Origin of the sequence: Albimonas pacifica, from assembly GCF_900113695.1 — a bacterium.
Taxonomy (GTDB): Bacteria; Pseudomonadota; Alphaproteobacteria; order Rhodobacterales; family Rhodobacteraceae; genus Albimonas; species Albimonas pacifica.
The window spans coordinates 77426-89734 of the sequence record NZ_FOQH01000006.1 but is presented as its reverse complement, the minus strand read 5'-3'; the positions used below and the strand labels follow the sequence as shown (position 1 = coordinate 89734).

General features: G+C 73.2%; 12 protein-coding genes. 4 read left to right on the top strand and 8 right to left on the bottom strand.

Translation table 11 applies throughout. The features are described 5' to 3' along the window. On the top strand, positions 1-1416 hold the full coding sequence (locus BM064_RS14245; protein WP_092860464.1) for an MATE family efflux transporter: 1416 nt from the start codon (positions 1-3) through the stop codon (positions 1414-1416). A 70-nt stretch (positions 1417-1486) separates the two neighbouring features. On the opposite strand, the gene BM064_RS14240 is transcribed toward BM064_RS14245, so the two are convergent. Continuing rightward, positions 1487-1813 (bottom strand): hypothetical protein, encoded by a 327-nt coding sequence (locus BM064_RS14240; protein WP_092860463.1) that lies wholly within the window; start codon positions 1811-1813, stop codon positions 1487-1489. A 176-nt stretch (positions 1814-1989) separates the two neighbouring features. Here BM064_RS14240 and BM064_RS14235 point away from each other — a divergent pair, with 176 nt between their 5' ends. After that, entirely contained in the window at positions 1990-3807 is a 1818-nt protein-coding gene (locus tag BM064_RS14235) for a PHA/PHB synthase family protein (RefSeq protein ID WP_092860462.1), read from the top strand. A 342-nt stretch (positions 3808-4149) separates the two neighbouring features. Here BM064_RS14235 and BM064_RS14230 read toward each other — a convergent pair whose 3' ends face one another. The 4 genes from BM064_RS14230 to BM064_RS14215 all read right to left on the bottom strand — a co-directional run bounded on the left by BM064_RS14230 (position 4150) and on the right by BM064_RS14215 (position 7772). Beyond that, the gene (locus BM064_RS14230) at positions 4150-4881 is read right to left on the bottom strand and encodes a helix-turn-helix transcriptional regulator (RefSeq protein WP_092860461.1); all 732 of its coding nucleotides are present in this window, start codon (positions 4879-4881) and stop codon (positions 4150-4152) included. A gap of 127 nt (positions 4882-5008) precedes the next feature. Beyond that, positions 5009-5647 (bottom strand): sulfotransferase family protein, encoded by a 639-nt coding sequence (locus tag BM064_RS14225; protein ID WP_092860460.1) that lies wholly within the window; start codon positions 5645-5647, stop codon positions 5009-5011. Positions 5648-5695: 48 nt separating this feature from the next. After that, entirely contained in the window at positions 5696-6658 is a 963-nt protein-coding gene (gene trxB / locus BM064_RS14220) for a thioredoxin-disulfide reductase (RefSeq protein ID WP_092860459.1), read from the bottom strand. Positions 6659-6782: 124 nt separating this feature from the next. Then, the gene (locus BM064_RS14215; RefSeq protein ID WP_177236263.1) at positions 6783-7772 is read right to left on the bottom strand and encodes a mitochondrial fission ELM1 family protein; all 990 of its coding nucleotides are present in this window, start codon (positions 7770-7772) and stop codon (positions 6783-6785) included. A 178-nt stretch (positions 7773-7950) separates the two neighbouring features. On the opposite strand from BM064_RS14215, the gene BM064_RS14210 reads away from it, so the two are divergent. Next, a complete protein-coding gene (locus BM064_RS14210; protein WP_092860825.1) occupies positions 7951-8445 on the top strand; it encodes an Lrp/AsnC family transcriptional regulator in 495 nt (164 codons plus the stop codon). 31 nt (positions 8446-8476) lie between these two features. Then, entirely contained in the window at positions 8477-9259 is a 783-nt protein-coding gene (locus BM064_RS14205; RefSeq protein ID WP_092860457.1) for a metallophosphoesterase family protein, read from the top strand. Here BM064_RS14205 and pgeF read toward each other — a convergent pair. From pgeF to lgt, 3 genes are all read right to left on the bottom strand, one after another. Next, positions 9240-10025 (bottom strand): peptidoglycan editing factor PgeF, encoded by a 786-nt coding sequence (gene pgeF, locus BM064_RS14200; RefSeq protein WP_092860456.1) that lies wholly within the window; start codon positions 10023-10025, stop codon positions 9240-9242. The two genes, BM064_RS14205 and pgeF, sit on opposite strands and share 20 nt — an antisense overlap. A 183-nt stretch (positions 10026-10208) precedes the next feature. Further along, entirely contained in the window at positions 10209-11363 is a 1155-nt protein-coding gene (locus tag BM064_RS14195) for a class I SAM-dependent methyltransferase (RefSeq protein ID WP_092860455.1), read from the bottom strand. Next, positions 11360-12232 carry a prolipoprotein diacylglyceryl transferase gene (gene lgt / locus BM064_RS14190; RefSeq protein WP_092860454.1) on the bottom strand — a complete coding sequence of 291 codons (873 nt, stop codon included), beginning with the start codon at positions 12230-12232 and terminating at the stop codon, positions 11360-11362. The genes BM064_RS14195 and lgt overlap by 4 nt, the downstream gene beginning before the upstream one ends. Positions 12233-12309: the final 77 nt, after the last annotated feature.

Here is a 12309-nt window from a genome sequence, read left to right as displayed (position 1 = left end):
ATGACCCTCGCCGCCGTCCCCACCCGCGCCGAGGCGCGCGAGACCGCCCGCGCCGCCCGCACCCGCCGCCTGCTGACCGGGCCCATCGCGCCGACGCTGGCGCGCATGGCCGCGCCCAACGTGCTGGCGATGGGGGTCACCGCCGCCGTCTCGATCGCCGAGGCCGGCTTCGCGGGACGGCTGGGCGTCTCGGCGCTGGCGGGGCTGGCGATGGTGTTCCCCTTCGTGATGCTGACCCAGATGCTGTCGGGCGGGGCCTTCGGGGGCGCGATCTCGGCCGCCGTGGCCCGCGCGCTGGGCGCCGGAGACCTGCGCCGGGCCGAGCGGCTGGCGCTGCACGCCTGCGTCATCGCGCTGGTCGCCGCCGCCCTGACCGCGACGCTGATGGCGGCCTTCGGCGAGCCGTTGTTCGCGCTGCTGGCGGGCGTGCGGGGCGAGGCCGGCGGCGGCGCGGTGGCCGCGGCGCTGACCTATGCGGCGGTGTTCTTCCCGGGCTGCTTCGCGCACTGGCTGTGCAACGCCATGCTCTCGGCCGTGCGCGGCACGGGCGACATGGCGACGCCCTCTCTGATCCTGCTGCTGGCCGCGCTGGGCTCGATCCCCGCCGCCGGCGCGCTGTCGCTGGGCTGGGGGCCGTTCCCGGAGTGGGGGATGGCGGGCCTCGCGGCCGGTCAGGTGATCGCCTATTCCATCGGCTCGCTGGCGGGGCTGGCGGTCTGGGCGTCGGGCCGGTCGGGTCTGAGCCTGCGGGGCGCGATCGCGCCGCTGCAGGGGGCGCTATTCGCCGACATCCTGCGGGTGGGGCTGGTGGCCTCGCTCTCGGCGATCCAGACGGTGACCACGATTGTGGCGATGGTCGGCCTCGTCGGCCGCTTCGGGGAGCCGGCGCTGGCGGGCTACGGCCTGGGCGCGCGGCTCGAATTCCTGATGGTCCCCGTGGTCTTCGGCATCGGCGCGGCGATGACCGCGATGGTCGGCGCCTGCGTGGGCGCCGGGGACGTGGGCCGGGCGCTGCGCGTGGCCTGGACCGGCTCGCTCGCCGCGGCGGCGATCGTGGGGGGCGTGGGGCTGGTCTGCGCGCTGGCCCCCGACCTCTGGCTCGGCCTGTTCCTGCCGGTCGAGGCCGAGGCCTCGCGCGCCGCGGGGCGGGCCTATTTCGCCATCGTCGGCCCGTTCTACGGCTTCTTCGCGCTGGGTCTCGCGCTCTACTTCGCCTCGCAGGGCGCGGGGCGGGTGCTGTGGCCGGTGCTGGGGGGCTTCGCGCGCCTGTTCGTGGCCATCGGCGGCGGGCTGCTGGCGGTCGAGGTCTTCGACCTCGGGCTGCGCGGGGTGTTCGGCGCCGTGGCGCTGGGGATGCTCGCCTACGGCCTGATGACGGCCGCCGCGATCCGGATGGGGGCCTGGGGCCGACCCTGACGGCCGCTCGCCCCTTCTCCTGGGCGTCGCCTCCGGGCGGCGCCCTTTTTCGTGCGCGAAGGCCCCGCGCCTACTGGGCCGCGCTGCGCCCGGCGGCGCGCAGGCGCGCGGTCTCGGCCGGCGACAGCACCGGCTGGCCCAGGCTTTCGGCCCGCGCGGCGGCGACGGCGGCCTCGACCTTCAGGCTCTCGGCGAGCTGGGCGCCGGCGACGGGATCCGGCGCGCCCGGGCCCACGACGCCCGGCGGCGGCATGTCCGGAACGTCCGCCAGCCGTGGCCAGGCGTCGCCCTCCACCTCCGGCGTCTCAGGCAGGTCGAGACCGGCGAAGGCCCCTCTGGGCCCGGTCAGCGGGTCGTCGAGCCCGCAGCCGGAGACGACGATTCCGCAAAGCAACATTGTTGCTGCGATGCACAATGACGCAGTGGTCCGCACGGGTTTGTTCGCCTGCTCGATTGGATGCATTATGTCCCCGAGCATAACGACCGTCGGCAGGCCAGACCAGAGCCCTGGCCCGCGCGACCCGAAGCTTCGGCCGCCTCAAAGAGCCGGAGCTCGACCCGGAGGACGACCAGATGGAAGAACGCGACCTTGCATCCCAGGCCGCGGACGTCGCCGCGGACTACACCGCCTTCGCCGGCAACATGGCCAAGGTGATGGAGCAGAGCCACGGCATCTGGATGCGCCTGATGCAGGCGCAGGCCAGGGACGACCGGCCGATCCACGCCGACCCGCTCAACGCCCTGCCCGCCATGGCCGAGCTGCAGCAGGCCTTCCTCAACCATCCCCACCAGGTGGCCGAGCGCTCGTTGCAGCTCTGGCTCGCCCAGGCCGAGCTGATGCGCCGCGCCACCGCCCAGTGGTTCGGGACCGAGACGCACAAGCCCGTCGCCGCCCCCGCCCGCGGCGACAAGCGCTTCAAGCACGACCGGTGGACCGACGACCGGATCTTCGACTACATCAAGCAGTCCTACCTGCTGACCGCGGAATACCTTGAGCATGTCGCCGACGACGTGGGCGAGGAGATGGATCCCCGCGACCGCAAGAAGATCGCCTTCCTCACCAAGCAGTTCGTCGAGGCGATGTCGCCGACGAACTTCGCCGCCATGAACCCCGAGGTGCTGGAGGCGACGGTCGAGCAGAAGGGCGAGAACCTGGTGCGCGGCCTGAAGATGATGGCCGAGGACCTGGAGCGCGGGAAGGGCAGCCTGATCATCCGCCAGACCGACATGGACGCCTTCCAGGTCGGCCGCGACATGGCGGTGACAGACGGCCAGGTGGTGTTCCAGAACGAGGTGATGCAGCTCATTCAATACGCGCCGACGACCGAGCAGGTCCACGCGACGCCGCTGCTGTTCATCCCGCCCTGGATCAACAAGTACTACATCCTCGACCTCAACACCCAGAAGTCGCTGGTCAAGTGGATGACCGAGCAGGGGTTCACCGTCTTCCTGATCTCCTGGGTCAACCCGGACGAGCGGCAGAAGGACGAGACCTGGGACAGCTACCTTGAAAAAGGCGCGCTGACCGCGATCGACAAGGTGCTTGAGGAGACGGGGCAGAAGACGCTCAACGTCACCGCCTACTGCATCGGCGGCACGCTGGCGGCGACGATGCTCGCCTACATGAAGAAGACCGGCGACAAGCGGGTGAAGTCCTGCACCTTCTTCACCGCGCTGACCGACTTCGAGGATGCGGGCGACCTGCAGGTCTTCGTGGACGAGAACACCCTGCGCGTGGTCGACGAGCAGATGACCAAGGGCTACCTGCCCGCCGAGGCGATGGCGACCACCTTCAACATGCTGCGCGCCTCGGACCTGATCTGGAACTACGTCGTCTCGAACTACTACCTGGGCAAGGATCCGTTCCCGTTCGACCTGCTCTACTGGAATGCGGATTCCACCGCGATGCCGGCGAAGGTCCACCACTACTACCTGGAGAAGTTCTACCACGGGAACGCCCTGACCCGGGGCGAGCTGCGGGTGCTGAACATGCCGGTGGCGCTGTCGGACGTCTCGGTCCCCGTCTACCACGTCGCCTCGAAGGAGGATCACATCGCCCCCGCGGCCGCCGTCTACCGCGGCGCGCGGCTGATGACCGGGGTGAAGGAGATGCGCTTCGTGGTGGCGGGCTCGGGCCACATCGCGGGCGTGGTGAACCCGCCGGCGATGAAGAAGTACCAGCACTGGGTGGACGGCGACATGAACGCCGAGAGCGTCGAGGGCTACCTCGCCACCGCCGAGGAGCGTCCCGGCTCGTGGTGGCCCGACTGGGCGGCGTGGCTGGGCAAGAAATCCGGCCGCATGGTCGCCGCGCGCGAGCCCGGCGCGGTGCTGGGCACGATCGAGCCGGCGCCCGGCAGCTACGTGAAGCGGCGCTTCGACCAGGACTGAGCGCTTTGACTGAGCGCCCGGGGCCCGGGCGCGGCGGGGCCTGCCGCAAATCGGGGCTTGCGATGGATCGCAAGCCCCGTTTCAGTTTGAAAAGGTCCGATGGAAATCACGCTGGCCCGGATCTCCCGGAGCCTGAACCCGATGCGCGATCCCCGTCTGCGGCGGGGAAGGCGGAACGCAGGGCCCGTCGGGGACGGGCGGCCCGGCGCAAGCGGCGCGGACGGCGGGGGAGACGCTCCGGCGTGACGAGGACGATGCCCGACCCTTTCCCCTCGGGTCCATGTTGGCCCTGCGAGGGGCGGGTCAGAAGGTATCGAAATCGATACCTTCCGCGCCGGCGGCTCAGATCAGCCCGCGGGTCAGGGCGATGGCCAGCGCCTGTTCGCGCGTGCGCGCGTGCAGCCGCCTGCGGGCGGAGGCGAGGAACTTGCCCGCCGTCACCGGCTGCACCCCCATCCGCTCGGCGATGCGCTGGACCTGGAAGCCCTCCGACAGCCAGCGCAGCGCCTCCGCCTCGCGCGAGGTGAGGGCCGGGCTCGAGCGGTGGACGTCGCGCGTCCCCGCCGGCGCGCCGCGGGGATCGTGGCGGGTGGCGAGCAGCGCCGCGGCGAAGCGGGCCCGGGCCACGGTCTCGGGCCGCGCGATCTCCTCGGCCCGGTCGGCGCTGCCGGCCAGCAGCGCCACCCCCGCCGCCTGCCCCTGCACGCCCGTGGGCGCGAGCAGCGAGGCGCGCACGCCGCGCCCCTCGAGGAAGCGGCACAGCCGCTCGACCGAGCCCACCGGCCGGTCGACGGCGCGGGTGGCGACGTCGAGATGGACCGGCTGCACGTTGCGGCGGCAGTAGCTCAGCCAGGGATCGGCGAGCTGCACGCCGTCGGACATGTATTCCGCCATCGCCTCGGGCGGCAGGGTGGTCTGCACCACCACCTCGCACGAGCGCGCGTCGAGCCCCACGCCGAAGGAGAGGTCGTCGGCGCCCAGGCGCTCGAACACCGCGGCGGCGACGCTCCATACCGCGGCGGCGCCGGAGGCCCCGTCGAAGGCGTCGATGGCGTCGATCAGGAAGCGGTCCATGCGGTCTCTCCCGGCCGGGCGCCTCTCCTGCCACGGGGGCGCTTTCCGCGAGGGTAAGGCCGGCACGGGGTCCGGGTCAAAACCTTAAACCGAAAATGAACGGACGCGAGGTCGCGCCCCTCCCCGATCAGGCCCCGGAGAGGGCGGGGCGGGCGCGGTTGCGGTTCGAGAAGGGGAACGGCTCCGACGGCTCGGGCCGGCCGAGGAAGGCGCACAACGGGCCCCACTCGGCGGCCTGGGTCAGGCCGAAGCTGAGGAAGTTGGGATCGCCGCGGAAGGTCTCGGCCACCTCCTGGCCATGGCGGCGATAGGCGGCGCGGTACTTGTCGGCGTCGTAGAGGATCGAGCCGTAGAAGGCCTGCGAGACTTCGAGCGGGAAGAAATTCCGTTGCCGCACCCGCGCTTCGGCCATCTCCAGCGTGAAATGGCGACGGCAGGAATCGAGCCAGGCGTCCTCCGGCCGCAGGGTGTGGATGAACTTCGCCCGCGGGAAGGTGGCCTTCAGCTCGCGGAACAGCACCGCGACGGTCATGTCGGTCGCCGCGTCGAACTTAGACACCCACCAGGGCCAGTCGAGCGAGATGCGGCCCGACCGGTCGACCGAGGCGATCGGCGGCAGGTGGATCGACCGGTAGCCCAGGATCTGCAGCGCCTGGTCGAGCGAGGTCGTGCCGGTCTTGGACAGACCGATGCCGAAGACGAACTCGCGGTTGCGCGGGACATATCCCAGTTGTTTGTAGACGATGTTCTCGACGATGCGTTTCAAGCGCCGGCCCCCCTCTACCCGTCCCCCCGGACCGCCTCGCGGCGGAGACTACTCCGCCGCGACCGCCTCTTCCTCGTGAGCCGCGATGAAGCGCTCGGCCTCGAGCGCGGCCATGCAGCCCATGCCGGCCGAGGTCACGGCCTGGCGATAGACGTGGTCGGTGACGTCGCCCGCGGCGAAGACGCCGGGGATCGAGGTCGCCGTCGTGCCCGGCTCGACCTTCACGTAGCCGCCGTGGTGCAGCTCGAGCTGGCCCGCGACCAGCTCGGAGGACGGCGAGTGGCCGATGGCCACGAAGACGCCCGCGCAGTCGCGCACCTGCTCGACGCCGGTCCTGACGTGGCGCAGGCGCACGCCGGTGACGCCCAACGGGTCGCTCTCGCCGATCACCTCGTCGAGCAGATGGTCCCAGATCACCTCGACCTTGGGGTTCTTGAACAGGCGGTCCTGCAGGATCTTCTCCGAGCGCAGCGAGTCGCGCCGGTGCACCAGCGTGACCTTGGAGGCGAAGTTGGTCAGGAACAGCGCCTCCTCGACCGCGGTGTTGCCGCCGCCGATGACCATCACCTCCTTGCCGCGGTAGAAGAACCCGTCGCAGGTGGCGCAGGCGGAGACGCCGAAGCCCTTGAACTTCTCCTCCGAGTCGAGCCCCAGCCAGCGCGCCTGCGCGCCGGTCGCGAGGATCACCGCGTCGGCCAGCAGCACGTCGCCGCCGTCCAGCTCGGCCCGGAACGGTCGCTGCGACAGGTCCAGGCGGCCCACCAGGTCCGAGATGATCTCGGTCCCCATGGCGCGGGCGTGGGCCTCCATCCGCTCCATCAGGGCGGGGCCCATGACCTCGGTGTCGCCGGGCCAGTTCTCGACCTCGGTGGTGATCGTGAGCTGCCCGCCGGGCTGGATGCCCTGCACGAGCACCGGCTCGAGCATCGCGCGCGAGGCGTAGACCGCCGCGGTGTAGCCCGCGGGGCCGGAGCCGATGATCAGAACCTTCACGCGCCGAACGTCGCCCATGTCCGCCTCCGCCGTTTCGAGAGAAGGGTTCCCATATAGAGAAGCCTTGGCCCCGCCGAAACCCCGCCCCGCGCAGTTGCGCGTCACGGCCGCGGGAGGGGCGGCGGCGGCGCCCCCGCGCCGCTCAGCCCAGCCGTTGCGCAAGCTGCGCGGCGGCGGCTTCGGCCTGGGCCAGGGGTTCGACCTCCCAGGTCAGCAGGCGGCCGTCCCATTCGCGCGCGGCGCCGGCGCGGGCGAGCTGCTCGTGGAAGCGCTGGAGCTTGGGGGAAAGCCCATCCATGCCAAGCACATGCACCGGCACGCCGGCCGAGGCGGCCTCGGAGGCCATGTTCACCGAATCCGCCGTCACCAGCGCCGCGGTCGCCAGCCCCAGGATGCCGGGATAGGGGTTCGCCCCCGCCCCGTCCCAGATGAAGGCGCGGGGCGCGGCGCGGCGCAGCGCCAGGTTCAGCCCCAGGGGAGAGCGGCGCGAGAGCGTGGCCATGATGCCCCACCCCTTTGCCGTCGCCTGCTCCAGCGCCTCGACGAGGCGCATGGTCAGGGTCGGCGACCAGCGGGCCGAGCGGCTGGGCCCCCCGACCAGCACCGCCAGCCGCGGCTCGGGCAGGCGGGCGAGCGCCGCGGACCACAGGCTCGCCTCCGCCGCCGCCAGCTCCGGCGTCACGCGCGAGAGCGAGCCCAGCGTCTCGATCACGTTCTCGCCCGCCAGCCGGTCGTGCCGGGGGACGATCACCGCGTCGAAGGCCGAAAGGCGCATGCCGGGGTTGAGGATCTGAACCGCCCGCGTCGCCCCGCCCGACAGCCGGCGCATCGCGGCCGCCACCGGGGCCGAGCGGCGCCCGGCCGAGATCACCAGCTCCGGCCAGGGCCGCGCCAGCGCCGCCCCCCGGTCCTCGAGCGCCGAGAACGGCCAGCCGCCCTCGCGCGCCGGCGCGGCCGCCCAGGCCAGCGCCGGCAGGCGGGCGGGGCCGGGGCGCGGGGTGGCGCGGCGGATCTCCGCCGGAGCCCAGCCATGCGGCTCCAGCGCCCGGGCGAGCGCCAGCGCCGGCCCCTCGTTCCCCGGACGGCCGTCGGTGACCACCCAGACCTCGCGCAGGTTCGTGCCCTGCTTCAACGCGTGCCGTCCGTCATGCCGTAAGAGGGCTCCCTTTCCGAATCTTGCGCTTTCGCGCAACATCATTGCATTGTCCGGGCCAACCGGAGCAATCCGGCCCCTCCGCCGCTTCGCCGGCGCCTTGATTCCCGCGCCCGGCCGCGCTCCGCGCCGGGCGCCCCGTCGCCCAGGAACCCGAATGCCCCCCGCCAAGCTGGACCCGATCGACCGCAAGATCCTCGCAGAACTGCAGGCGGACGGCCGCATGACCAACGTCGAGCTGTCGCGACGGGTCGGCATCTCGGCGCCGCCGTGCCTGCGCCGGGTCCGGGCGCTGGAGGAGACGGGGTTCATCGAAGGCTATCATGCGAGAGTCGATTCCCGGGCGCTGGGGTTCGAAGTCGCGGTATTCGCAATGATATCCCTGCGCAACCAGGCGGAACGGGACCTGAACGAATTTGAAGAACGCGTGCGTTCGTGGCCGCTTGTGCGCGAATGTCACATGCTGAATGGTGAAATCGACTTCATCCTGAAGTGCGTGGCGCCGGACCTGTCGACCTTCCAGCGGTTCCTGACCCGCGACCTGGTGTCCGCGCCCAACGTCGCCTCGGTGAAGACCTCGCTGGTGATCCGCGAGACCAAGTGGGAGCCGGGCGTCCCCTTCGACGTGCTCGAGGCGCGGTCGGAGGAGTGACCGCCCTCCGTCCCGCCGCGGCGCGGCCGCGATGAACGATTTCGACCTCGACCGTTTCGCGGTGATCGCGGATGTGCACGGCAACGCCGATGCGCTGGCCGCGGTGCTGGCGGACATCGACGCGCTGGGCCTGCGCTCGATCTTCAACCTCGGCGACCACGTCAGCGGACCGCTCGCCCCTCGCGAGACGCTGGCGCTGACGATGGCGCGCGAGGGCATGGTCTCGATCCGCGGCAACCATGACCGCTGGGTCGTGGCGGGGGGCGAGAACATGTATCCCTCCGACCGGTTCGCGCGCGACGAGCTGGACGAGGGCCAGCTCGCCTGGCTCGCGGCCCTGCCCGCCACCCGGCGGATCGGCGACGTGTTCCTGTGCCACGGCACCCCGCGCGACGACCTCGAATACTGGCTGGAGACGGTGACGCCCTCGGGCGACGTGGTGTTCCGCGGCATGGCCGAGATCGCGCGCGCCGCGGTGGGCGTGGATGCGGGGCTCGCGCTCTGCGCGCACACCCATCTGCCGCGGCGGGTGGACCTGCCCGACGGGCGGGTGATCCTGAACCCCGGCTCGGTCGGCTGCCCGGGCTACGAGGACGTCGATCCCGTCCCCCACGTCGTGCAGACCGGCACGCCGCTGGCGAGCTACGCCGTGGTCGAGCGGCGGGGCGAGGCCTGGGCGACGAGCTTCCGCCAGGTGCTCTACGATCCGACCCGCATGGCCGGCATCGCCCGCGCGGCGGGACGCGAGGGCTGGGCGCGGGCGGTCTCCACCGGCTGGCTGCGCGGCGCCCCGGTCATTCCCCCAGCACGATGACCGAGGCGAGGCGGCCGTAGTCGCCCTCGTCCCGGTGCACCGCGCGGCGGTTGGAATAGAAGCGGCCCTCGTCGCGATAGGTGCAGTGGCCGGTCCAGGCGGCCTCGGCGACGCCCGCCTCGCGCAGGCGGCGCAGGGCGTAGCCGGGCAGGTCGAACATCGGGCGGCCGTTGGGGCCGCCGGCGAAGAAGCGCTCGGCCTCCGGGTCGTCGAGGGTGAAGTCGTCGAAGAACTCCGGCCCGACCTCGTAGGCGGCCTGGGAGATGCAGGGGCCGACGGCGGCGCGCACCCGGCCGCGCTCGGCGCCCAGCCGCTCCATCGCCGAAAGCGTCGCCTCCAGCACCCCGCCCAGCGCCCCGCGCCAGCCGGCGTGGGCGGCGCCGATCACCTTCGCCTCGGGGTCGTGGAACAGGACCGGCGCGCAGTCGGCCGAGAGCACGGCGAGCGCGAGGCCCGGCTCGGCGGTGACCATGGCGTCGGCGCGGCGATCGGCGTGCTCGGGCCAGGGGGCGGCCACGACCAGCGCGCGGTCGGAATGGACCTGGTGGAGGAACATCAGCCGCTCGGGCGCGACGCCCATCGCTTCGGCGATGCGGGCCTTGTTGGTCGCCACCGCCGCGGCGTCGTCCTTGGAGCCGGCGCCGGCGTTGAGCCCGCCGCCCCCCTCGCCCCCGTAGATGCCGCCCGAGGCGCCGCCGCGGCGGGTGAAGAAGCCGTGGCGGACGTCGCCCAGGTCCCGCGTGGTCAGCGTCTCGATCCCGTTCATGCCCTGCCTCCTGTCGTGTCCCTGCGGCTCACCCGCCGCGATTCCGGGGCGCGGGTCAACCGCGCCCGCGCTCCGGCTCGAGGTCGGCCCCACCCGCCCGCCCCGCCGACCTCGACCCGGAGCGCGGGCGCGGGCGCGGGCGCGGGCGGCGGCAAGCTGGACAGGCCGGGGGCCCGGCCCCGCCTACACGCCCGGCGGGCGCGGCTGGCCGGGGCCGGTCAGCGCCAGCGCCTTGAAGAGCGTCCCCATCTCTTCGGGATGGGTGAGGCGACGGTGGGCCGAGACGATGGCCTCGACGGGGTCCTGCGCCGCCGCCGCGCGCTCCGGGCCGGTCGGCGGCGGGGGGGGCGGGCGGGAGCCGCCGGCCGGGCCGGGGCGCGCGGCGGCGGCGCGCGCGAGGGCCTGGGCGCGCGCGGTGATCCCCAGACGCTCCAGCAGCAGCCCCTGCCCCACCGCCGGCCAGGCCCGCGCGCCCGCCGCCTGCGCCGCCCGCGCCAGCGCGGCGAAATCCACATGCGCCGTCAGGTCCGCCTGGCCCGGCGCCGCCAGCGGATCGGCGTAGCCATGCGCCCGCATCGCCTGGAACGTGTCCGCCCCGCCCGGCGCCCGGACCGCATAGCCATAGTCGACCAGCAGCGCCGCCCCGCCCTGCGCGGCCAGCCGCCCGCCGATCCAGGCCGCGACCGCCTCGCCCGCCGGGCAGGTCTCCACCACCGACCCGTCCGGCTCCTCGGCCTCCCACGGGACCACGGCGCCGAGGCCGAAGGCGAAGCGGCCGGCGTCGTCCATCGTCACCGCCCGCTCGCGCCAACGCCCGGCGGCGCGCACCAGCTGGCGGATCGGCAGGGCGTCGAAGAACTCGTTGGCGAGCAGCAGGAGCGGGCCGTCGGGCAGCGCCTCGACCCGCTCGGCCCATTGCACGCCCCACCCCTCCAGCGCCCGGGCCTGGCGGGCGCGCAGGGTCGGCGAGATCTCCACCAGCCAGGGCGAGACCGCCTCGGCGAAGCCCGGAACCCGGCCGGCCGCCCGCAGCGCGTCGGCCATCAGCGTGCCGCGGCCGGGGCCGAGCTCGGCCAGCACCGCGCCCCGCGGCGCGCCCATGTCCGCCCAGGCCTGGGCGATCCAGAGGCCCAGCAGCTCGCCGAACATCTGGCTGATCTCGGGCGCGGTGGTGAAGTCGCCGGCCGCCCCCAGGGGATCGCGCGTCGTGTAATAGCCATGCTCGGGGTGGGCGAGGCAGAGGCCCATGTATTCCGCGAGCGGCATCGGCCCGCCCTGGGCGATGCGCCGGCGCAGGATCGGGGCGAGCGGGCCCTCCCCCGCGCCGCCCCGGCTCATGCCGCCTCCCGCGCCCAGCGGCCGCGGCGGGCGGCGAGCAGGACCGCGAGGCCGATCGCGATCATCGGGATCGACAGGATCTGGCCCATGGTCAGCCCCGAGGTCGTTCCCCATTGCCAGGCGAGGCCTAGCGGATTGCCCTCGGTCTGCAGGAAGGCGTCGGGCTGGCGCACCAGCTCGACCAGGCTGCGGGCGAGGCCGTAGCCGATCAGGAACACCCCGATCATCGCGCCCGGCGTCTTCAGCCAGCCGCGGCGGGTGGCGAGGATCCACATCACGAGGAACAGCAGCGCCCCCTCCAGCGCCGCCTCGTAGAGCTGGGAGGGGTGGCGCGGCTCCGGTCCGCCGTTGGGGAAGACCACGGCCCAGGGGAGGTCGGTCGCGCGGCCCCAGAGCTCGGAGTTGATGAAGTTCGCGACCCGCCCCAGCAGCAGGCCGATGGGGGCGGCGCAGGCGACGGCGTCGCCGACCTCCATCATCGGGCGGCCGCGCGCGCGGGACCAGGCGACGATGCCCGCGACGACGCCCGCGAAGCCGCCGTGGAAGGACATGCCGCCGTTCCAGATCGCCGGGATCTGGGCGGGGTTCGCGAGGTAGTAGCCCGGCTGGTAGAACAGCACGAAGCCCAGGCGCCCGCCCAGGATCACGCCCACGACCATCCAGGTCAGCAGCTCCTCGGCCTCGGCCGGCGCCATCGGCGGATCGTTCCGCCACAGCGCCGGGCGCTTCATCATCCAGGCCACGTAGCGCCAGCCCAGCACCAGGCCGACGATGTAGGCCAGCGCATACCAGCGCAGGGAGAAGGTGAAGTCGCCCAGCGACAGCGAGAACACGGCCGGGTCGATGTTCGGGAACGGGATGGCGAGCATGGGTCCTCCGGCAGGCCGACGCGCCCGCGGCGCCTTTCTGGCAAAGGGGGCGGCCGATGACCAGAGGGCCGCGGCTC

Coding starts and splice junctions, on each gene's coding strand:
- BM064_RS14245 (WP_092860464.1), top strand. CDS start 1: ATGACCCTCGCCGCCGTCCCCACCCGCGCCGAGGCGCGCGAGACCGCC.
- BM064_RS14240 (WP_092860463.1), bottom strand. CDS start 1,813: ATGTTGCTTTGCGGAATCGTCGTCTCCGGCTGCGGGCTCGACGACCCG.
- BM064_RS14235 (WP_092860462.1), top strand. CDS start 1,990: ATGGAAGAACGCGACCTTGCATCCCAGGCCGCGGACGTCGCCGCGGAC.
- BM064_RS14230 (WP_092860461.1), bottom strand. CDS start 4,881: ATGGACCGCTTCCTGATCGACGCCATCGACGCCTTCGACGGGGCCTCC.
- trxB (WP_092860459.1), bottom strand. CDS start 6,658: ATGGGCGACGTTCGGCGCGTGAAGGTTCTGATCATCGGCTCCGGCCCC.
- BM064_RS14210 (WP_092860825.1), top strand. CDS start 7,951: ATGCCCCCCGCCAAGCTGGACCCGATCGACCGCAAGATCCTCGCAGAA.
- BM064_RS14205 (WP_092860457.1), top strand. CDS start 8,477: ATGAACGATTTCGACCTCGACCGTTTCGCGGTGATCGCGGATGTGCAC.
- pgeF (WP_092860456.1), bottom strand. CDS start 10,025: ATGAACGGGATCGAGACGCTGACCACGCGGGACCTGGGCGACGTCCGC.
- BM064_RS14195 (WP_092860455.1), bottom strand. CDS start 11,363: ATGAGCCGGGGCGGCGCGGGGGAGGGCCCGCTCGCCCCGATCCTGCGC.
- lgt (WP_092860454.1), bottom strand. CDS start 12,232: ATGCTCGCCATCCCGTTCCCGAACATCGACCCGGCCGTGTTCTCGCTG.